The sequence below is a fragment of the Mucilaginibacter dorajii genome (genome assembly GCF_024808255.1).
Lineage (GTDB): Bacteria > Bacteroidota > Bacteroidia > Sphingobacteriales > Sphingobacteriaceae > Mucilaginibacter > Mucilaginibacter dorajii.
The window spans coordinates 84,286-106,371 of sequence record NZ_JANTYS010000009.1; the positions used below are offsets into that span (position 1 = coordinate 84,286).

13 protein-coding genes are annotated in these 22,086 nt (G+C 43.0%); 10 read left to right on the forward strand and 3 right to left on the reverse strand.

All coding sequences use genetic code 11. The features are described 5' to 3' along the window. Positions 1–7 precede the first annotated feature (7 nt). Positions 8–3,241, reverse strand: coding sequence for a SusC/RagA family TonB-linked outer membrane protein (locus tag FHS10_RS13965; RefSeq protein ID WP_259091583.1), 3,234 nt, complete (start codon positions 3,239–3,241; stop codon positions 8–10). Between the two features lie 183 nt (positions 3,242–3,424). Here FHS10_RS13965 and FHS10_RS13970 point away from each other — a divergent pair, with 183 nt between their 5' ends. From FHS10_RS13970 to FHS10_RS13980, 3 genes are all read left to right on the forward strand, one after another. Beyond that, a complete protein-coding gene (locus FHS10_RS13970; RefSeq protein ID WP_184544065.1) occupies positions 3,425–3,757 on the forward strand; it encodes a PadR family transcriptional regulator in 333 nt (110 codons plus the stop codon). Between the two features lie 24 nt (positions 3,758–3,781). After that, positions 3,782–5,449, forward strand: coding sequence for a PspC domain-containing protein (locus FHS10_RS13975; RefSeq protein ID WP_259091584.1), 1,668 nt, complete (start codon positions 3,782–3,784; stop codon positions 5,447–5,449). Between the two features lie 834 nt (positions 5,450–6,283). After that, positions 6,284–8,734: a TonB-dependent receptor domain-containing protein gene (locus FHS10_RS13980; protein WP_259091585.1), complete on the forward strand. Its 2,451-nt coding sequence runs from the start codon at positions 6,284–6,286 to the stop codon at positions 8,732–8,734. Between the two features lie 151 nt (positions 8,735–8,885). On the opposite strand, the gene FHS10_RS13985 is transcribed toward FHS10_RS13980, so the two are convergent. Beyond that, the gene (locus FHS10_RS13985) at positions 8,886–11,381 is read right to left on the reverse strand and encodes a M14 family metallopeptidase (protein ID WP_259091586.1); all 2,496 of its coding nucleotides are present in this window, start codon (positions 11,379–11,381) and stop codon (positions 8,886–8,888) included. Between the two features lie 526 nt (positions 11,382–11,907). Between FHS10_RS13985 and recQ the strand changes: the two genes are divergently transcribed. Beyond that, entirely contained in the window at positions 11,908–14,085 is a 2,178-nt protein-coding gene (recQ, locus tag FHS10_RS13990; protein WP_259091587.1) for a DNA helicase RecQ, read from the forward strand. 320 nt (positions 14,086–14,405) lie between these two features. Next, on the forward strand, positions 14,406–15,770 hold the full coding sequence (locus FHS10_RS13995; RefSeq protein ID WP_259091588.1) for a UDP-N-acetylmuramoyl-tripeptide--D-alanyl-D-alanine ligase: 1,365 nt from the start codon (positions 14,406–14,408) through the stop codon (positions 15,768–15,770). 231 nt (positions 15,771–16,001) lie between these two features. Here FHS10_RS13995 and FHS10_RS14000 read toward each other — a convergent pair whose 3' ends face one another. Beyond that, positions 16,002–17,144 (reverse strand): NAD(P)/FAD-dependent oxidoreductase, encoded by a 1,143-nt coding sequence (locus FHS10_RS14000; protein WP_259091589.1) that lies wholly within the window; start codon positions 17,142–17,144, stop codon positions 16,002–16,004. Between the two features lie 360 nt (positions 17,145–17,504). On the opposite strand from FHS10_RS14000, the gene FHS10_RS14005 reads away from it, so the two are divergent. From FHS10_RS14005 to FHS10_RS14025, 5 genes are all read left to right on the forward strand, one after another. After that, complete coding sequence (locus tag FHS10_RS14005; protein WP_259091590.1) at positions 17,505–18,224, forward strand: zinc metallopeptidase; 720 nt, start codon at positions 17,505–17,507, stop codon at positions 18,222–18,224. 168 nt (positions 18,225–18,392) lie between these two features. Beyond that, a complete protein-coding gene (locus FHS10_RS14010; RefSeq protein ID WP_259091591.1) occupies positions 18,393–18,974 on the forward strand; it encodes an RNA polymerase sigma factor in 582 nt (193 codons plus the stop codon). Continuing rightward, positions 18,971–19,474, forward strand: coding sequence for an anti-sigma factor (locus tag FHS10_RS14015; RefSeq protein ID WP_259091592.1), 504 nt, complete (start codon positions 18,971–18,973; stop codon positions 19,472–19,474). Before FHS10_RS14010 ends, FHS10_RS14015 begins: the two co-directional genes overlap by 4 nt. A gap of 447 nt (positions 19,475–19,921) precedes the next feature. Continuing rightward, the gene (locus FHS10_RS14020; RefSeq protein ID WP_259091593.1) at positions 19,922–21,010 is read left to right on the forward strand and encodes a PAS domain-containing sensor histidine kinase; all 1,089 of its coding nucleotides are present in this window, start codon (positions 19,922–19,924) and stop codon (positions 21,008–21,010) included. A gap of 141 nt (positions 21,011–21,151) precedes the next feature. Continuing rightward, the gene (locus tag FHS10_RS14025) at positions 21,152–22,039 is read left to right on the forward strand and encodes a PfkB family carbohydrate kinase (RefSeq protein WP_259091594.1); all 888 of its coding nucleotides are present in this window, start codon (positions 21,152–21,154) and stop codon (positions 22,037–22,039) included. The last annotated feature ends 47 nt before the right edge of the window (positions 22,040–22,086 follow it).

The window sequence follows — 22,086 nt, forward strand, 5'->3', positions numbered from 1 at the left end:
TTCTTTGTTAAAAAGTTACGGCTAAGGTACCGCTGATTATTCTTGTTGGAGGTACTTCGTTCACCGAGTTTCTACCAACCGCGTTGCTGGTATCTTCGCTAAACTCAGGATCTGTAAACTTGTTGGTAGATGGACGGAACATTAATAAGTTACGGCCAGATACCGATACATTCACATTTTTAATGAATTTAAGATCTCTTAACCAAGCCTTTGGAAAAGAATAGCCCAAAGAAGCCTCACGTAGTTTCCAGGCAGCGGCACTGGTAACATAATTAGCATCAACACCTAAATAAGTAGTGGGGAAGAAGTTAAAGTTACCATCTTGCGTTAGGATGTTAGTGTTATTAACATAATTTCCATTTGCATCTTTATAAACCGAGTTAGGGAATACAAAACGTTGACGGCCTGTAAGCGTAGTAGTAATACCAACACCGCTATGATCCAATGTATTTGAAATTTGATTGAATATTTTATAACCGCCCCTGTAATCGATAACCACGTTTAAAGTAAAGCCTTTGTAGCTTACGGTCGATGTGATACCTAACAGATCTGTAGGATTCGCGTTACCCAAAATGCTGGTTGAAGCCGCCCTTGTTGGCAAGCCTGTATTGGCATCAACAATTACTTTACCTGTTGCCGGGTCGCGGTTCCAGTCATAACCTTTAATAGTAGGGTAAGGTTGGTCAACTATAGCATATGAGCTTTGGTTTGATGAATTTACCAATACACCGTTTGGATTAATTGACTGGCCAATTTGTAATTCTTTGGCACCGCCGGCTATGCTGTTAACCTTGCTTTTTTGTTTAGTGTAGTTAACACCCAAATTCCAGGTTACATCCTGTGTTTTGATCACTGTCCCGTGCAGGTCCAATTCAAGACCTTTGTTCTCTGAGTTGGCAGCATTTAATAATGCTGAAGCAAATCCAGATGCACGTGAAATTTGTGCTACTACGATACCGTCAGTTGTGTGTGACTTGTAAGCAGAAGCGGTTAAGGTTAATCTGTCTTTCAAAAATCCAAGATCTAAACCAATTTCGTTCTCTGTAACTTTTTCTGGTTTGATGTTAGGGTTAGCAATCCTGGTGTTTAATGAATAACCAGAAATACCGGTGGCGCTATAAGGAAAACCGCCTGCCAATGAAATGGTTGGTAAAGTAGCATAAGCACCGTAGGCTATGTACTGAGAACCACCTGCAAGCGGCGACGCGTTACCTGTTAATGAATGCGCAAAACGTACTTTCGCGAAATTGAAGTAATCATTTTCGGCAAGGCTTTTAAATACTTCACTCAATACAACCGATCCATCGATATCATAGTAAGGAATATATTTGTTTGCTTTTGATAAACGTGTATCCAAATCCGTTCTGTATGAGCCGTGGATAAACGCGTAGCTTTTATAACCTAAAGTGGCCTCACCAAAGTAACCTAATTTACGAGCCTCGGCAGTAGCCTGGCCTGTAACACTTGGCACTGAAGCAAAGTTTGAAGTATTATAAGGTAAAAAGTTTAACGGGCCATTATTGATAGGGGTATAAGTGATCCTGTTATCCAGGTAAGCTACACCTACAGTTCCATTCAATTTAAAATCTTTCGGAAGCTTGGTATTAAACGCTACCAGGAAATCTGAACTATATAATATGTTGTTCAGATTATATGTTCCAAATTGAGGAAGGGTATTGGTAGCACTTGCTTTATGCCCGGCATCCGCAACAGTATCAATTCCACCGTTTTTGTTAGGGTAGTAAATATTCTCTCCTACGTTACGGGTATAATCGCTGAAAGTTATACCTGTATCATGATACTCGCCCCTTGTGCTGGTATTATCAACAGCGGTACGGTATGATAAGTTAAGCCATTTAGCAACTTTTAAATTTAACTGCAAATTGGCCTGGATATGATTTTCTGTAAGCAGGTTTCTTTGATCCTGGATTATTTCTCCCGGGCTAATGTAATAATCATTATAATACGTATCAGGAGTGCCGTACTTGCTGGTAGGATCCTTCAAATCTTTAATCGGTACAAATAGCGGCGACTCTAATAAATCGTTATAAACAGTCCCTGTATTTGTAGTGTTTGTAGTTTTATAGGTATAAGCTACTGAATAAGTAGTTGAAAAAATACCATATTTTTTATCGCCACCTACACGGAAAACATCCCTGCGACCTTCGTCTTTAGGCATGATAGCCTTGCTGTGAATGTCCTGACCTGACATATAAAAACTTCCGTTTTCATCGCCAGAGTTAAAAGAGAAATTGTGCTGTGTGGTAATACCAGTGTCAAAAAAGTCTTTCTTTTGGTTTTTAACTGCACGGTATGGTACCATTTCAACAGAACCATCTGGCAACGGACGACCAAGCGGTACCAATTGGCCATTAAATTCAGGGCCGTAGCTTTGGTTTTCGTAAGGGATATAATAACCGATATCAGTGAAGTCAAAAACTTCTTTTTCACCACCATTAGAACCAAAACGATCAGAATATTTTGGTATGTAAGATACGTTTTCAACCTGTATAGTTGATGATACCGTTAAAGAAGATGAACCTTTGATACCGTGTTTGGTAGTAATGATAATTACCCCGTTTGATGCATCAGAACCGTAAACGGCAGATGCGCTTGAACCTTTCAACACGTTGGTTTCGGCAATATCCTCGGGGTTAAGCGTGCTGATATCGCTATAGAAGATAGCACCATCAACAACGTATAATGGCTGGTTGTTACCGGTTAATGACCTGTTACCACGTAAAGTAACACGGGTTGGGGCAAATAAACCGTTGTTAACAGTGGTCACCTGCAAACCCGATACTTTACCGGTTAAGCCGTTTACTACGCTGATTGGTTTTGCCTGGGTAACATCTTTACCAGATACCTTGGCGGTTGAGTAGCCTAAAGATATCGCTTGTCTTTGGATACCCAACGCGGTAACAACAACCTCATTTAACTGGCTGTTGGCGCTTTGCAATACAACATCAATATTACTTTTTGTACCAACTGTAACTTCATAGGTATTATAACCGATGAAAGAGAAAGTAAGCACCGCGCCGGACGGCACGCTTAAAGAGAATTTACCGGCAGCGTTGGTTTGCGTACCGCTTGAAGTTCCCTTGATCTTTACTGAGACCCCCGGAATGGGTAGGCCGTCGTCTTTGGCCGTAACCGTACCAGTAACTGTACGGTTTTGTGCGTGCACCTGTGTTAGGCATAACAACAGAATGCACAAACTTGCTAGTAGAAGTTTTTTCATTTCGTTAATAATAAGATCAGTTAATAGTTAATTAATCATAAAAGTAATGTTACATTATCAAAAAGTCAAGTTAAATCTTAAAAAAGATGACTTTTTTTTAAAAAAAGCATCTTTAATAATAAAAGTTAATAATTTTAGTACTATGTATTGCATAATACAATCTTAAACATATATCTTTGTATTATGATCGTTGAAAACACACAAACCCAAATGAGGAAGGGCATACTGGAGTACTGCATCCTATCCATCATAGCTAAGGGCGAAACATATGCATCAGACATAATTGCTGAGCTTAAGAAAGCCCAACTGCTTGTAGTTGAGGGTACTCTGTACCCCCTGTTAACCCGTTTAAAAAACAATGGCCTCCTCACTTACAACTGGGTTGAGTCAATTTCAGGCCCGCCACGAAAGTACTATGTACTATCCGACGAAGGCCGGAATGTGCTTGAACAGCTGGATAAAACCTGGCAGGAATTAGTTTATGCTGTTACAACAGCCATTGGAGAAAGAAAATAAAAGAACCTGAAATTATTACCCATCATGAATAAAACTATCATCATAAATATAAACGGCACCGTTTTTCACATCGAAGAGGATGCTTACGACGTACTTAAACTTTACATGACTGATGTAAAACGTCATTTTTCGACCTCGGCCGACAGCCTGGAGATCACTACCGACATTGAAAACCGCATTGCCGAAATGTTTAATGAAATTTTAGCAAGCCAAAGCAAGCAGGTAATTGTTGAGCAGGATGTTAAACTGGTTGTTGAGCAAATGGGCACTGTTGAGGATTTTGAGTTTGCCGAGGACGATGCAAAAGCACCAGGCGCCGGTAACTATGCTTATAATACAGAACGCCGCCGGCTTTTCCGCGATCCGGACGATCATTTGGTGAGCGGGGTTGCAGCGGGCATTGCCAATTACTTCGATATTCAGGCTGTTTGGGTACGCTTAGCTTTCGCCGTATCTTTTTGCGCAGCAGGAAGCGGCTTCTTTTTATATGTAATACTATGGATAGTAGTCCCTAAAGCCGTTTCCCGTGCCGATAGGATGGCCATGAAAGGTGAAAAACAAGACCTTAAAGGCTTTAAAAAGAATTTTGAAGAAGAGCTGAGCACCGTAAAAGACCATCTTCATAACTTTCAGCATGAAGCAAAACCCTTTGTATATAAAACACGCGATTTCATTGGCGATTTTTTTGACCACCTGGGTGTGTTCTTACGCGGAGCAGGCGGCTTGCTGGGTAAGCTCATAGGCGGCGCTATATTATTAGGTTGTTTTGGTTTAGCTATCGCGCTTATTGTTACCCTGGTTGCCTTTTTAGCTTTTGGCAAACAGGATATTTACCACATACCTCCTTTTAACTTTGTTAACCAGGAAACCAGTATGGTATTTTTGGCCGGTGGCTTTTTATTGCTGGCTATCCCTTTATTAACTATCATCCTGTTAATTATAGGTTTCTTGTTTAAAAATGCCACATTTAACCGCACCATTGGTACCACCTTATTATGTGTATGGCTGGCCGCACTTGGTGCTGTTGTTTACTACGGCGTAAAAGCAACTGCCGATTTTAGGGAAGGTGCCCGGCTTAGCAATACAGTTAATATTAAACCAACAGCCAACAGCACCTACTACCTGCAGCTTAACGATGCCAAATACCTGAGCAATGAGGATAGCACCCGCCTGCGCATCAAGGAGCGCTTTAACGGCATGGTTATTTTAGATGACGACTTTAACGGCGATGACAATTTTGGCGCATCAGATCCCGTTAGCATCAACGTAGAAAAAAGCGATGTGCCACAACCGGTATTGATTGAGTCATTTACCGCCCGCGGCCGTGACTATGAAGACGCGTTGATGAACACCCGCAATATCAGCTACCGTTTTACGCAAAAAGATTCTGTTTTAAAATTCGACCGCAGGATTGAGCGCCTTGCAGGGGCCAAATGGAGGGGCCAAAAGCTATACATCACCATAAAGGTTCCGTTGAACTCAACACTGGTTATTGATCAAAAACTCGACCGCAACATGGGCTTTAACCTATACGATTGTGGCCAAAGCAACCAGCCTACCAATCCAAACGGATCTGTGTTTGTGATGGCCGCTAACGGCCTGGAGTGTAAAATACCGCCGGTACCACAAGCTACTATAGATAGCCTGCGCAGGCAGGAAGTTGCCGACTCGATCAAAAACGCGGCACAATAACCTTATCATCATTATATATAATGAGATCTTTTGTAAAATATATAAGCCTGCTATTATTTAGCGGGCTTATTATTCCTTTTTATGCTTTTACAATTAAGGTTGATGTTAACCGGTTAATTAAAGCAAGCAAGCCTTTATACAATATTGTTAGCGTAAAAGCTTATATAAAGCCTCATCATCAGCCCTATATTTATACAATAACGCATGTTTTTTGCTGTAATTAAGAAATGTTTCGTGCTGCTATACCTTAAGCCAACCAACTGTAAACTTTTTATAGGACGACAAACCTATTCGGGTGGTGACACCATTTTGTCAGTAAATGACATATTTGGAACTAAGAAATAACGTTTTTTATTGTAATTAACTGGTATACAGGCGTTAAACTGTTCCACATTGTTGTTTTTTCAACAATACTTAATTGATTGGTAATCAACCCAGTAGGTGTCCATGGTGTTCCATGCGTTCCACCCGTTCCGGTGGAACACTATCATGAGTATACCAACATCAACTATCCTTTTGGCGTTTGATTTGGGGAAGGGTTACTGCCAAAACCATCTTCCCGACATTAAAAAGTTTAAAATAGCTGTAACCAAACACCCCCTTTGTGCATCTTATATCAAAATGCACACAATTACCGGCCGGGGCTTTTAACAGGATACGCGTATCCACCGCCCCCTAAAACTGATACACTATGAAAACAACCGCTTATATTAAATAACTACTAAACACACCTAAGGCCAGGGGCCAAAAACAAAAAAACTTATTTACTAAAATTTAAAAGGGAGCATTTTCCTTAACGGCTTTTTATTGCCCAATTTTTTAAAAACCATGATAATGAAAACTAAAATCAACTATATAATATATACACTCCTGCTTGTAGTTATCAGCTGGGGTGTATCCTTTGGCCAGGCCGTCAAAGCGGGCAGCACCAAAGTATCCGGCTCGTTGGTAAATGACCAGGGCAAGCCGCTTGACTATGCCAGCGTAAGCATCATCAAAGCCACCGACTCGACCGTTGTTAAAGGGGCTTTAAGTAACGATAACGGCGTTTACTCTTTTGAAAAGATCCCGGCTGGCAAATACCTCATCAAAGCCTCTGTTGTTGGCTACGCCAAAGCCATAAGCCAACCATTTACCGTTACCGAAAATTCGGCTACTATTGAAGTACCTGTATTAAACCTGCAGCCAGGCACCAACACTGCTTTAAAAACAGTAACTATTACCGCTACCAAACCCCTAATTGAACGCAAGATAGATCGCACAGTAATGAATGTAGAGAACAGCGTGCTTGCAGCCGGCAATACAGCTATGGAAATATTAGCCAAAGCACCGGGCGTTACGGTTGATAAGGATGACAACATCAGCCTTAAAGGTAAACAGGGCGTAACAGTAATGATCAATGATAAGCTTACCTATTTATCAGCAGCGCAGTTAGCTACCTTATTACGTTCAACCGATGGCAATACCATTAAATCAATCGAGATCATTACCAACCCATCTGCTAAATACGACGCGGCAGGCAACTCGGGCATCATCAACATTAAACTAAAAAAGAATACCCAATCGGGCACCAACGGCAGCTTAACAGCAGGTACCGCGAAAGGCCAGTACTGGAGGGATAACACCAGCTTAAACCTAAACCATAAAGATGGTAATTTGAATGTTTTTGGTACGCTTAGTCGCGGTGATAACAGGCGCGGGCATGATCTTCTGTTAGACAGGATCACTGATAGCGCCGGGCATAAAACATATTTTAACCAGCAATCAATGATGCCCGAAAGCAACCACTACAACAATTACCGCCTGGGTGCCGATTATGACCTTACGCCAAAACACACCATTGGCTTCGTGGTAAGCGGGTACTCAAACAGCGGCACAAGCGATAATGATACCCATACGCTCATCGGCAGGCAGCCTAACGTAGCCGATACTTTATTGCACACGGCATCAACTATTCACCAAACCTATAAAAACTTTGCTTTGAACCTTAACGACCGCTACAAAATTGACACCAGCGGCCAGGAGCTAAGCATCGATCTTGATTATTCAAAATTCAGGAACTATACTAACGCCTATTACAAAACCGATTACTTTTACCCCAATGGCAGCCTGGTGCGTAATCCACAAACCTTGTTTAACCAAACGCCATCAAACATTACCATATATACCGGCAAGTTTGACTATGCCAAGCCACTTACCAAAACCATAAAGCTTGAAGTAGGCGCTAAATTTAGCAGTGTTAAAACCGACAACGATTTACGGGCGCAGATTGATACCAACGGCAGCGTTGTTAATGATGTAGGCCGATCAAACCGGTTCATTTACCAGGAAAACATTCAGGCCGGTTACATTAACCTGAACAAGCAATTCAAAAAAACATCAATACAAGTTGGCGTTCGTGCAGAAAATACACAATCAAATGGAAACCTGGTGGGCAGTACGCCGGTAAAGCGCAGCTATCTTAATTTTTTCCCAAGCGCGTTTATTAACCATACTATTAATGATAAAAACGAGGTAAGCTTATCATACAGTCGCCGCATAGACAGGCCGGGATACGATGACCTGAATCCGTTCATTTATTACCTTGATCCATATACCTTTAATAAAGGTAACGCGTTCCTTAATCCGCAATACACCCAAAACTTTGAATTTAACTATACCTATAATAAAACGGTTAACGTAAGCCTGGGGTATAACCGCACTACAAACGCTATTACCGAACTGATATTAACCGAAGGCAAAAAAACGTTTCAAACCAATGCCAACTTACAAACGCAAACCGGTTACAATGCCAATATCAATACCCCATTCACCATTACCAAATGGTGGGAAGGTAATGTTAACGTAACCGCATTTTACCTTGGCTTTAAATCCGATTCATTAGCGGGTTATAACTTTCGCGATGGTCAATGGGCTTACCAGGCCCGCACCACCCAAACCTTTAAATTTGCCGGTGCCCGTTTAGAGGTCATGGGCGATTATCAATCGGCATTAACATATGGTATCTATAAAATAAGGCCGCGCTACTCAGTTGATATGGGCATCAGCAAATCATTTATGGATAAAAAGTTCAACGTGAAACTTGCCTGCGACGACATTTTCAACATTCGCCGCAATAACCTGAGCAGTAACGCCCTTAACAACAGCTTTACCATAAGGCAGCATAACGATACCAGGGTTGGCCGTTTAACACTAACCTACAACTTTGGCAACAACTCCATCCAAGTACGCGAACACCGCAGCGGTGCCGATGACGAAAAAGGAAGGGTGAAAGGGAATAATTAGAGGCAAAGCGAAGCCCCCCAGCCCCCTAAAGGGGGAGCTTTTTGATTTGCATGTTAGCAAAGTAGATATTTACAAAATCAAACGGCCTTGCTTTTAATAAAGCAAGGCCGTTTGATTTTCAAGCTCCCCCTTTAGGGGGCTGGGGGGCTCCTTACTGCCCTACCATAAATACCGCGTTGCTAAACAACAGTTTACCATTTTCCCAGAAACTACGGAACAGCGGATCATCTACCATGTAAACTACCGAACCACGGCCAAGTGATTGCACACCAAGCAACAGGCCGTTATTAATTTTTTGTTTGGCTTTGGCCCCGGCAAAACCCGATACATAACTATCCTTTTTAATAGTGCCTACATTCCAGCCGTCGTTATCGGCAAAAAGCTCATAGATATCATCGTTCAGTTTAAGCGAGTAATAGTATTCTGGCAAGCCAAAACCAAGGGGATGTGTGTTATCAAGGTTTAATTTAAAGATAGCGCCCGGGATTTGCTCACGGATGGCGTCGCGATCACGATCTCCGTAAACTTTAACGGTTTTATCTTTGTCCTTATCGTCTTTTTTATCCTCTTTCTTTTTAATCAGGAAACCTTTCTTATCGGCAAGGGAAGCAACAGCATTATCAATGGCTATCAGCTTACCACCGTCGCGTACCCAGCTAACCAGTTTATCTGATGGAAGATCATCATACCTGCCATCGGGAAAAATGGCCACATCATAATCGGCCAAACGGGTGCGACCCAGATCCTGGTACCTGATCAACGAAATAGGATAACCTAATTGCGCTTCAAACAGATGCCATACCTCGCCCATAGCCTCAGAATTTACGCCATCGCCGGCAACAACCATTACTTTGGGCTGGCGAATGTACCTCACGGCATCAGAACCAATATCAGACCCCTTATCAACAAAACCGGATGCAAGGGGTGTGAGTTCCTGATTAAGTTCGGCAGCAGTCTGGGTAACTACCTGGTCAAAATCAGCACGGTCGTTCCCGGCACGAGTTATTAATAATGATCCGGGAGCAAACTGTTTACCCGCCGATTCAAATGCTTTTTCGGAGTACCGTACTTTTATTTTCTTTTTTAGCAGGGCCGATAAAAACTTAACATCGCCCACAGATTGCCAGGCTGATACGTAAGCGTAAGCATGGGTATTTATCAAAGCTTTTGGCGCTATAATACCCCAATCGGCATTGGCCGGTTTAAATGATTCTTTAACACCGTAAGCTTTTAAACCAAAGGCATAAGGTAATGACCATGCGGTGATATCATATGTATTAGAATCGGGAATAAATGTTTTTGGCTCCAGCAATACATGCAGCAATACGGCTTTTGGCTGATAAGCATTTACCACCAGGTCATTAGCACCCACATTAAATTGTTCAGTTTTGCCATTGATATAATTATAACCGGTAGCCGATTTATTACTCAACCCAAACCCGTATTGAATACCATTACGGCTCAGCAATTTGGCCAGGGCATTTATTTTATTGTTATTATCGTTTTTGATTACATAGGTTTTATACTCGCCCGGCGGATTAGCACGGCTGTTATCATAAAACTTTTTAAACTCGTCTTTTAGCTTTTGAGCATTGGCCGATGCGGTTTCGATAGTGCTTAAGCTGGTTGAGTGATGGTGCGCCACACGCTGAACCAGTGTTAAGGTATCGCCACTGCGGGTAACAACAGCCAGGCCGGCGCTAATGCCACCCTGCTCATACGTCATACCGATAGAGCCATTATATAAAGGATAGGTATCGCCATAAGATGGATACAGCAAATCAAATTCGTACTTGGTAAAATACATCCAGCCATTCTGGTCGAAATACTTAGCATTGTTTTTACCAATCAATACCTGGGCCTCGCGCTGCCATGGGGTAATATCTTTATGGTATGGCTCGGCAGCCGGCGCAAAATAGTATGGGGCATTGTAACCTTGTTCATGATAATCTACATGCACTTGCGGCAACCATTGGTTAAACAGGCCTACACGGGCCTGGGTTTCTTTTTGCTGTTGCCAGGCCCAATCGCGGTTTAAATCGAAATAATAATGATTCACCCTGCCTCCCGGCCATGGCTCGGCATGTTCGCGCGATGTTGGACTGGCATCTGGTGTAGCACCAACTACCGAATTATAGAAATGTACATAACGGTCGCGGCCATCCGGGTTTAAGCAAGGGTCAATAACCACTAAAGTATTTTTCAACCATGCTTGGGTTTGGGTATTTGATGGATCGACCAAATCGTACAAAGTCCACATGGCGGCTTCGCTTGAGGCAGGCTCATTGCCATGCACATTATAGCTTAACCAGGTAATTACCGGCACATTAGCAATCAGCGGACCGCTCTCTATACCGGCAACGCGTAAGTTGTTGTGCCGAATTTCTTCTAACCGGCCAATATTTTCGTCAGATGCGATAAACATAGCCAGCAAAGGCCTGCCCTCGTTAGTAGTGCCAAATTGCTGCAGCTTTACATTTTTTGATGCCTGGGCAACGTATTTAAAGTAGTCTACAATGCGATAATGCGGGGTAAAATGTTCCCCCAGTTTATAGCCCAGGAATTCCTCGGGCGATTGTATTTTTTGTGCGAAGGAAGCTGATACGGAAACAACAGCTACTAAAACAAGGAGTAGTCTTTTTATCATAAAATTGATATAGGGTGTAGTAAAAGCTAAATATGGTGAAAAAATGTGCAGATTTCAAATGTGCACATTTTAGATGTGGAAATGTTACGGAGAGATGCAGATCATCTGCCCGGCTGATTTTAGAACTACTATATCTACAATAAATTGCCATCAATCTTACCGCATCCGTTCAAGCACCTTTCTCACACCTTTCGCTCACCTCTTGATATCCTCCCGCGCACCTTTCTCGTTCCTTTTGAATACCTTTAGCAACTCAGAATGAAACCACAACACATTAATAAACAAATACTTATGTTATATATTTATAATTGGGGGCTTTGTTTGTTTTTAAACGATGGGCATAATCCCTTTCAGATTAAAAGAAATTATCCGTTATACACAAATTTACAAAAACCATAATTATAAACCATCAAAAAATCTAAAAATTTTAGCAATCCATATTGATAATTCGTAATTTGCACATCGAAAGGTTGGGTGTGTACAAATTAATCGGCACATCTGAAATCTGCACATTTGCACATCTATCATGACCCCATTATCGGCACTGCAAAAGTATTTTGGTTATAGCGCGTTCAGGCATCAGCAGGAAGCCATCATTCAGCATGTTTTAAATAAACAGGATGTAATGGCGCTGATGCCCACCGGCGGCGGCAAATCATTATGTTACCAGTTGCCCGCGGTATTATTAAATGGTTTAACCATTGTGATATCGCCGTTGATAGCGCTCATGAAAGACCAGGTTGACAGCCTGAATGTAAGCGGCATCCCGGCGGCATTTTTAAACTCGTCGCAAAACCCCGATGAGCAGCGCCAGCTGGCCGAAAAGTTAAAAAACAACCAGATCAGGCTGCTTTACCTTGCACCCGAGCGCTTGTTTGGTGCCGAAAACAAGCTTGTCCCCTTTTTGAAAACGCTTAACGTGGTACAGATAGCCATTGATGAAGCACACTGTATATCATCATGGGGGCACGATTTCAGGCCCGAATACCTGATGTTGGCACAGTTAAAAACCGAATTCCCAAAAGTTCCGGTTATCGCGCTTACCGCCACTGCCGATAAGCTTACCCAAAAAGATATCCTTGAAAAATTAAACCTGCACAATCCGGCTGTATTTGTATCCTCTTTTAACCGGGAAAACATTACCTACCGCGTTACACCTAAAAGGAACAGTTTTAAGCAGCTTACCGATTTTTTGAACGAGCGAAAAGATGAATCGGGGATTATTTATTGCCTTTCACGTAAATCGACAGAAGAGCTGGCCGACGATTTGAAAAGCGCCGGTTTTAGTGCCGAACCTTACAACGCCGGCCTTAGCAACGATGTAAAAGCCAAAAACCAGGAGGCTTTTTTGCGCGATGATGTAAAGATCATTGTGGCAACTATCGCCTTTGGTATGGGTATCAATAAATCAAATGTGCGCTACGTAGTGCATATGGACCTGCCTAAAAATATTGAGGGCTATTACCAGGAAACCGGCAGGGCTGGTCGTGATGGCTTGCCTTCCGAAGTGATGCTATTGTATTCGCCGGGCGATGCAGGTAAATTGCAGCATTTTGCGCGGATTGAAGGGAACGAGGAACAAAGCCGCATTATGCTTAACAAGCTTAATGATATGGTGATGTACTGCCAGCTCCAAAGCTGCCGCAGGCAATACCTCATGAAATATTTCGACGAGGCTTTTCCACCCAATTGTGGTTCATGCGATGTTTGCCTCACCGAGTTTAAACGTTTTGACGGTACGCTTATCGCTCAAAAAGCACTCTCGGCAGTGGCCCGTTTAAATGAGCGTTTCGGCGTTAATTATGTGATCGATTTTTTACGCGGATCAAAATCAGAAAAGATCCGCGAGGAACATAAACAACTAAAAACCTATGGCATTGGTGCCGATATCAGCAAGCCCGACTGGCAACGCTACATCCGTGAGCTCATCACCACCGGCTATTTACAAATGGGCGGGCAGGAATATCCCATTTTAAATTTAACCCCGCAAAGCCAGGCTGTATTAAAAGGCCTTCAAAAGGTAGAGTTTATTGAAAGCGAAACAACCGAAGAAACCCACACCCACCACGAGGCACCACCACATGAGGCCGAATTGCTGAGTCGTCTGAAACGGGTACGCAATGATATTGCCCACAATGAAAATGTACCGGCTTATGTCATTGTATCAGATGCTACCCTGTTAGAGATGGCTACCTTTTTACCGCAAAATTTGGATGAGCTTCGACTAATTTCGGGTTTTGGCGATGTAAAACTGGCACGATATGGCCGTGAGTTGTTGCAACCAGTTAAAGATTATTGCAAGGAAAAAGGACTGGAATCCAAGATTGCTTATAAATCGCCCAAACGGGAGCGTAAAGCAAAAACTGAGCGTGCGGAGCGGGCACCTAAAACACGCAAAACCAACGATACCAAAATGGAAACCTTTACCATGTACCGCCATGGCAAAGGCGTTGCCGAAATAGCAGCCGAACGAGGCCTATCGCCGATGACTATTGAAAGTCATTTAAGTCATTTCATTGAATCTGGCGAAATTGATGTATTGGAGATAGTACCGGCGGCGAAAGTACCTGTTATTAAAGATGCTGTGGAAAGTTATGGCAGCGAAATGCTATCACCCCTAAAGCAAATTTTGGGCGATGATTATAGTTATGGCGAAATTAAAGCGGTGATTAGCTGGATGAATAAGGGCGGGCGGTTTTCTTAACATCTACAACGTAGCGATGGGTTTGCTTTTATTAACGTATAAATAAGGCGTCAACTAACCAAGGGACGACTCACCCGGTCTACGCTTCGCTGGACCTGCCCTCTCTCCGGCTAAAGCCGCATAGAGGGCTAAAAAAATCAATGAATAACCTTGCCACCCCTCTATGCAACGAAGTTGGAGAGAGGGGAAGACGGGCGGAGCCTCGTCGGGGTGAGTCGTCTGCGATATACAGCCCCTCAATATTCCCTCACCACTTGCGTAAGTAATTTTGAAAAGGTTACTTTGTTATACAATTGCCATATAACGCGGTTATATTAAACATGACAACTACCCAACAACTATATCAACTGTTTCTTCAACATCCTGTTATCAGCACCGATACCCGTAAAATAGGTGCAGGCAGCCTGTTTTTTGCGCTTAAAGGCGATAAATTTGATGCCAATACCTTTGCAGAAAAGGCCATAGAAGCCGGTGCCGCCTACGCGGTTATTGACAACCCGGTGTATCAACTGAATGAAAAATACCTGTTGGTTGATGATGTTTTAACTTCTTTGCAAGATCTGGCCCGGCACCATCGCCGCCAGCTGAGTATCCCTGTTATCGGGCTGACTGGTACCAACGGCAAAACAACTACCAAGGAACTGATCAACTCGGTGCTTTCTCAGCATTTTAAAACGCAGGCTACACAAGGTAACCTCAACAATCATATCGGCGTGCCGCTTACCATTTTAACTATCGATGCATCGCACCAAATGGCTGTTATTGAAATGGGGGCCAATCACCAAAAAGAAATTGAACTACTTTGCAGCATTGCCCAGCCATCGCACGGCTTAATTACCAATGTGGGTAAAGCGCATTTGGAGGGCTTTGGTGGAGTTGAAGGTGTGAAGAAAGGTAAGGGTGAATTGTATGATTATTTTTTAAAGTCTGAAAGTCCGAAAGTCCGAAAGTCCGAAAGTCCTTCATCCGTTTTTATTAACAGTGACGATAATACCCTGCTTGAAATGGCAGGGGCGCGAAAGTTAAGCCATGTTGTTTATTACGGCACCAATACTATTGATGATTTGGTGAGCGGCGCGCTGGTTGAAAATTCGCCATTGCTGGGATTGGAATGGACCAACAATAAAACAGGGGAAGAATATAAAGTAAAAACCCAGCTTACCGGGGCTTACAACCTGCATAATATATTAGCGGCTATCGCCATCGGTACTTATTTTAATATACCCGCGGCCGAGATCAATGCGGGCATCGAAGGCTATCAGCCTAAAAACAACCGGTCGCAAATTGTACAAACGGCTACCAATACTCTTATTTGCGATTATTACAATGCCAACCCGAGCAGCATGTTTGTGGCCATTGAAAACATTGGAAAGCTGGAAGCCAAACGCAAAGTGTTGATTTTGGGCGATATGTTTGAAATGGGACCAGAATCGGCCGTTGAGCACGCCTCCGTTATTCAAAAAGCTTTGGATACAGAGGTGGATGAAAGGATTTTTATTGGGAAAGACTTTTCGGCAGTAGCCGGGATTATAGATCAAGGACAAAAGACGAAGGACAAAAACCATTTTTATATTACCGCAGAGGATGCTATTGCGGGACTGAAGGCACTCCCGATAACCGGATCAACTATCCTGATCAAAGGATCGAGGGGAATGGCTTTGGAGCGGTTGGTAGAGTTGTTTTAGGCGGCATAGAGAATCAGAAGAACAAAGCAGTAGGCTTACTGTATTACAAGGAGGCTCCTACGGAGCCAAAACGTTTTTTTATTTGCTATAAACACGATACTCCTAACGGAGTGTAAAAACAATCATATCGACGGCTTTGTATTTGGAGCTCAGGCTGCAGCGCAGCCCCGTGTTTATAGCTTTCAAAGTTATGTCTTAATAATTGGCTCCAGCGGAGCCTCCTAAAACCGACTAAATATGCGAACCGTCGGTCAACACCAAATTCGCCACTTCCTCCCCTACCAAACTTCCCATAGCTACACCCATACCATTGCATCTCACGGCGCAAAAGACATTGGGCTGTACCTGTTTTACTATAGGGCTTAAATCCTGGCCAAAGCCCATGATGCCGCTCCACCAGTGGTCTATATCTACATTTTGGCCCGGTAGAATCACCTCATGCAGGTAGCTTACCAGCTTTTCTTTTACGGTATCGGTATGGCCAAAGTCGAAAGTTTCTTCGGCCTGATAATCCAGGTTGCGGCCGCCGCCAAATAACACGCGGTTATCAATATTGCGGAAGTAATAATAGCCTTCGTTAAAATGGTAAGTGCCTTTAAGTTTTAAGCCCGGCACCGGTTTGGTTATCAACACCTGCCCCCTGCCAGGCACCACATCCAAATCCGGAAAAAGCTGACTTGCAAAAGCGTTGGTGGCAAGGATAACTTTGCCGGCTTTAAAACGGCCTTGAGTTGTTAGCAGGTTGATGAAGTTATCGCCCTGCTCAATTGCATCGATGTGGATATTATTTAGCACCAGCACGCCCAATTCATATACCTTATACAATAAAGCCCGCATCATTTTGCCGGTATCTATCTGCCCCTCAAAGGGGTTGTAGATGATATGGCTCACTTTATTTAAGCCAAAACCTGCAATTCTTTCATCGGCTACTGCATAAATGTCAGGCTCGCCAATAGCTTGCTGTAATAATTTATTGAGATGATCTATTTGATCGAAAGCGTTTTTAGCCGGCTCCCTTTCATCAGCCATAAACAATTCATGGCCGCCATATTGGTGATAGCCGATATTTTCATCGCCCAGGTTTTGCCGCAGGCGTTGCAGGCCACGCCATTTATAATTTACCAGGTGCATGGCTTCAGCTTCTGACGAGCGGTTTATTACTTCAATTTGCTCGCTAACTGTACCAAAACAGGCAAAACCAGCGTTTTTAGTACTGGCACCACTTGGTAAAAAGCCCCGCTCAAGCACCAGCACCTTTAAAGCGGGCTGTTGCTTTTTTAAATGCAGCGCGGCACTTAAGCCAACAAGGCCGCTACCGATGATGATCACATCGGCATTATCGATAAAAGAAGTCCGCTCCCAGTAAGACCACATAAGTCAAAAGTAAAAATTCAAAATTCAAAACATCGCTTTTGAAGATCGGATTTGACAATTACTTTGACAGCGTTTACTGAAGCGGAACAATTTTTGAAAGCTTAGTTATAAATACGGTTAAAGCTTCGTAATGCATATATATCGTCATTGCAAGTGGTAAAATTCGGGGACTGTGAAGGTATAAATGACAATATAAAGCTATGTCATTGCGAGGTACGAAGCAATCGCGAACTGTGCAGATCCGCCCTGTAGAGCATGAGATTGCTTCGTACCTCGCAATGACATGGAAGGTTTGTCATGGGCAGCAACCATAAGCTTTCCTTTTTTGAATTTTGACTTTTTAATTTTGACTTTAATAGAATGAATACATTATCAATAATTATAGGCTACAACTCCGCGTGGTTCCTGATGATCATTATCGCGCTCATCAGCTTTGCTATACAATGGCGGTTTAAAAGCAAGTTTAAACATTACTCGGAAGTTGGTTTGCTATCCGGGCTTTCGGGCCAGGAGGTAGCCATGCGGATGCTGCGCGATCATGGTATTTATAACGTACAGGTGGTAAGCGTTGAAGGTCAGCTTACGGACCATTACAACCCCGAAACAAGAACCGTTAATTTGAGTCAGGATGTTTTTTACAGCCGCAGTATTGCAGCCGCGGCTGTAGCTGCCCATGAGTGCGGCCATGCTGTACAACATGCAAAATCTTACGCATGGTTAACGTTCCGCTCGGCAATTGTGCCGGCGGTAAACATCGCCTCAACCCTAACCCAGTGGACTTTAATGATCGGCATTTTACTGTTGGTTTTTACCCATAACCCATTGGTGTTGGCTGTTGGTGTTGCCGCGCTTGCGCTGGTTACCTTTTTCAGCTTTATTACCCTCCCGGTTGAGTTTGATGCCAGCAGGCGCGCATTGGCCTGGTTAAATAATAATTACAGTATTGTGCAAACCAACGAAGAGCACGAGCAAGCCAAAGACGCCCTGTGGTGGGCTGCCATGACCTATGTGGTTGCAGCCATCAGCGCATTGGCTACCTTGCTATATTATGCTTCGTTTTTGTTTAATAGGCGGAATTAAAAGCCCCCCAGCCCCCTGAAGGGGGAGTTTTTTGAATAGCATGTTGAAACAGCTAAGACGACTACTTTTCTTTTTCAAATTCCCCCTTTAGGGGGCCAGGGGGCTCGACTTTTTCTTACCTTTAGTGTAACCAAAGTAAAAGCAGTGTTGTCAGAGAGGTTGTAACAGATGCAGAGCAAGCTTTCAGATATCGAACTCATTGAACAAACGTTGGCTGGTAACCAGTCGGCTTATGCCGATTTGGTTAAACGGCACCAGCGTTTTGTGTTTACGCTGGCTATGCGATTTTCAAAAAGCCGCGAGGACGCCGAGGAGATTGCCCAGGATTGCTTTATCAAAGCCTACCGGTCGTTGGCGTCGTACAACGCGCAGGCAAAATTCAGTACCTGGCTGTACACTATTGTGTATAATACCGCCATGACGTTTTTACGAAAAAAGCGTATTGCCACCGATTCAATTGACGAGGAAGGTACTTTTATACAGATAGAAAATCGCGAGTCGGCTTATGATGCCGATAATGTGGAAAACAAGTCCCGGTCATTTTACCTTAACCAGGCAATTGAGCAACTGTTACCCGATGATGCTACCATTATAACCTTGTTTTACAAGGGCGAACAATCTTTAGAGGAGATTGCGCAAACTTTAGGGATGGAAACAAACACGGTTAAGGTTAAACTATTTAGGGCGCGCCAGCGTTTGAAAGACAAGCTGGAGCGTAATTTAAAACACGAGGTTAAAGAATTGATATGAACCCGATAGAAGAAAAAATCTGGAACTATATTGATGGCACCTGTACCCCGGCCGAGCAGGAAGCCATTGCCCTGCTTATTGAGCAGGATGAGGTTTACCGTACCAAATACCAGGAGTTTTTGCAGTTAAACCAAGAGATTGCAGGCATGGAGCTGGACGAGCCGCCCATGGGCTTTACCTATAAAGTGATGGAAACCATCCGTACCGAAAATGCGCGCCAGCCCTTAAAGGCGGCGATTAATCCACGCGTTATCTGGGGGGTTTCTGTTTTCTTTGCTATTACTATTGTGACTTTGTTAGTGTTCACTATTGCAAACATTCACATCGGGCTTTCGGCGGTTGATGTAAAGATCAATATGCCGGCTGGTTTTAAGCTGCCCAAAATGAGCAATATATTTAGTAGCCAGGTATTTAAATGGTTCCTGGTGTTTGACGTAATACTGGCTTTGTTTTTGGCCGACAGCTATCTGCGTAGAAAAAAAACTGCAAAACAGTTGTAAAGTGTTCCAAATCCTGTACGCAAAAATTAACAAATGCTTAAACTTTGTAACCATTAATCTAATTGGGCAAACACAATCTGTAATTTTTTATAGCTAAAACAGTAAAATCAAGGGCCTTTATAAAAAAATTTACGAAGTCAATCCGTTTGGTACAGTAATTGCGTAGGTATACATGAACTGGTAATCCTACCGGTTTAATTGTGATAAGGTTTAGGTTGAAAGTCCCCCGGAGCAAGTCCAGGGGGCTTTTATTTTTTTAAAGGGATTTGTTTTGATGTGCAGATATGCAGATTTCAAATGTGCAGATTTACCTATATGTTTTCTATTTGAAATCTGCACATTTGAAATCTGCACATCTATAACCCATGCAACAAATTTATTTAACTGTCGTATAACCATAACAATGAATAGCTATATCCCCTGGTAGCTATTTTAAGTTATCCCCCCATGCTAAAAACTTTTGGTGCAAGCACCTATACCGGTTTCAATTTCGAACTCTTTTTTGAGTTATCTGCCGATCTTTTTTGCATCGCCGGGTTCGATGGCTATTTCAGGAAAATAAATCCTACGGTTTCTAAAGTTTTAGGTTATAGCAACGAAGAGCTTTTTTCCCGCCCTATCAACGATTTTGTACACCCCGATGACCGCGATATCACTTCACAAGGCCGTACTAATCTTACCCATGATATCCCTCTTTTAAACTTCGAGAACCGCTATGTAACCAAAAGCGGCGACATTGTTTGGCTGGCCTGGACATCGATGCCGATAGAAAACGAACAGCTGGTTTTCGCCATCGCCAAAAACATCACCCATAAAAAGAAACAGGAGCAGGAGCGTAACGCGCTAATCACCAGCCTTACCAAAATAAATGACGATCTTAAGCAGCTAACCTATACTACATCGCATGATCTGCGGTCGCCGGTGAGTAATTTACTGTCGGTTTTTGGTTTGATGGATACTACCCGCATCCAGGATGAAGAAACACTGGAGTTTATCAATATGCTTAAATCGGCCACCGAAAGCCTTAAAGAAACATTGAATAATTATGTTGATGTTTTAAGCCAGAAGGATAGCCTGCATGTGCAGATTGAAGAGGTAGACCTTAACGAATCGCTAACTGCGGTATTACATTCTTTAAGCTCACTGATCCAGGATTCAAATACCGTTATCAATATTAACTTTACCGATAACAGCCGCATCAGGTTCAATAGAGCTTACCTTGAAAGTATTTTCCTAAACCTGATCACCAATGCTATCAAATACGCGCGACCGGATGTTAGCCCGGTTATCAACATCAGTTCAAAGACCCACAATGGAATTAAGCAGCTCATTTTTGCTGATAACGGACTGGGGTTTGATATGGAAACCGCCAGGGGCAAAGTATTTGGCTTCCATCAAAAATTCCATCATCACCATGACAGCAAGGGTATTGGACTTTACCTGGTGTATAACCATATTACCAGCCTGGGTGGGCAAATAGTGCTTAAAAGCAAGCCCAACGAAGGCGCCAGGTTTACCATCTCGTTTAAAGATTAAGGCCTGCAACGGCATTTGCCCATCATTCTTATTTACAACCAGTATGTATTAAAAACCTTACATTAATTAAACATTGATATTATATACATTTGCAGTTTGCTGCTTATTGGTAAGGCGCTGGTTTAAAATAGATAAAAAAGCATGTACGATATTTGTTGCGTTGGGCATATAACATTAGATAAAGTGGTAACTCCGCAAGCGGTAAAACACATGGCGGGGGGTACGTCCTTTTATTTTTCAAATGCCATTCGCAATATGGATGTGAGCTATACCCTGGTAACCACCCTTGCACAAAGCGAAATGGTAGTAGTCGAAAAACTGTGCGCCAAAGGCATCCATGTAGATGCTTTAGCCTGCGGGCAATCGGTTTATTTCGAGAACATTTACTCCGAAAATCAAAACCACCGTACGCAGCGCGTATTGCAAAAAGCCAATCCTTTTACCATTGAGCAATTACAGCAAACCGAAGCAAAGATCTTTCATTTAGGACCACTCCTGGCCGATGATATTGATGTATCGTTGATTAGGGAACTGCACGGTCGTGGTCGGGTTTCTTTAGATGTGCAGGGTTATTTACGTGAGGTAGTTAACGAAAACGTGGTAGCTATTGACTGGGCCGATAAATGCGAAGCTTTACAACATATTGATATCCTGAAAGCCAACGAACACGAAACAGAAGTACTTACCGGCAGCACCGATATTTTTGAAGGTGCCCGCATCCTGGCCGGCTGGGGCGTTAAAGAAGTAGTGATTACCCTGGGCAGCATGGGTTCTGTAATTTATACTGATGGTGTTTTTTACAACATCCCGGCTTATACCCCTACCGCCGTGGTTGATGCCACCGGTTGCGGCGATACCTATATGGCCGGTTATTTATACCAACGCATAAAAGGCGCGTCTTTTCAGCAAGCCGGCGAATTTGCAGCCGCTATGGCCAGCTACAACATCGCCTCATACGGCCCGTTTACCGGGACTGAAGAAGATGTGTTAGCGTTGTTGAATAGCGGGGAGAAAGTGTATAGTTATTAGTTTTCAGTAAGGCGCAAACCTCTTTCAACCATGTCATTGCGAGGAAC

Excerpts from the sequence above, each read along its gene's own strand:
- FHS10_RS13965 (WP_259091583.1), bottom strand. The coding sequence starts at position 3,241 with ATGAAAAAACTTCTACTAGCAAGTTTGTGCATTCTGTTGTTATGCCTA.
- FHS10_RS13970 (WP_184544065.1), top strand. The coding sequence starts at position 3,425 with ATGATCGTTGAAAACACACAAACCCAAATGAGGAAGGGCATACTGGAG.
- FHS10_RS13975 (WP_259091584.1), top strand. The coding sequence starts at position 3,782 with ATGAATAAAACTATCATCATAAATATAAACGGCACCGTTTTTCACATC.
- FHS10_RS13980 (WP_259091585.1), top strand. The coding sequence starts at position 6,284 with ATGAAAACTAAAATCAACTATATAATATATACACTCCTGCTTGTAGTT.
- FHS10_RS13985 (WP_259091586.1), bottom strand. The coding sequence starts at position 11,381 with ATGATAAAAAGACTACTCCTTGTTTTAGTAGCTGTTGTTTCCGTATCA.
- recQ (WP_259091587.1), top strand. The coding sequence starts at position 11,908 with ATGACCCCATTATCGGCACTGCAAAAGTATTTTGGTTATAGCGCGTTC.
- FHS10_RS13995 (WP_259091588.1), top strand. The coding sequence starts at position 14,406 with ATGACAACTACCCAACAACTATATCAACTGTTTCTTCAACATCCTGTT.
- FHS10_RS14000 (WP_259091589.1), bottom strand. The coding sequence starts at position 17,144 with ATGTGGTCTTACTGGGAGCGGACTTCTTTTATCGATAATGCCGATGTG.
- FHS10_RS14005 (WP_259091590.1), top strand. The coding sequence starts at position 17,505 with ATGAATACATTATCAATAATTATAGGCTACAACTCCGCGTGGTTCCTG.
- FHS10_RS14010 (WP_259091591.1), top strand. The coding sequence starts at position 18,393 with ATGCAGAGCAAGCTTTCAGATATCGAACTCATTGAACAAACGTTGGCT.
- FHS10_RS14015 (WP_259091592.1), top strand. The coding sequence starts at position 18,971 with ATGAACCCGATAGAAGAAAAAATCTGGAACTATATTGATGGCACCTGT.
- FHS10_RS14020 (WP_259091593.1), top strand. The coding sequence starts at position 19,922 with ATGCTAAAAACTTTTGGTGCAAGCACCTATACCGGTTTCAATTTCGAA.
- FHS10_RS14025 (WP_259091594.1), top strand. The coding sequence starts at position 21,152 with ATGTACGATATTTGTTGCGTTGGGCATATAACATTAGATAAAGTGGTA.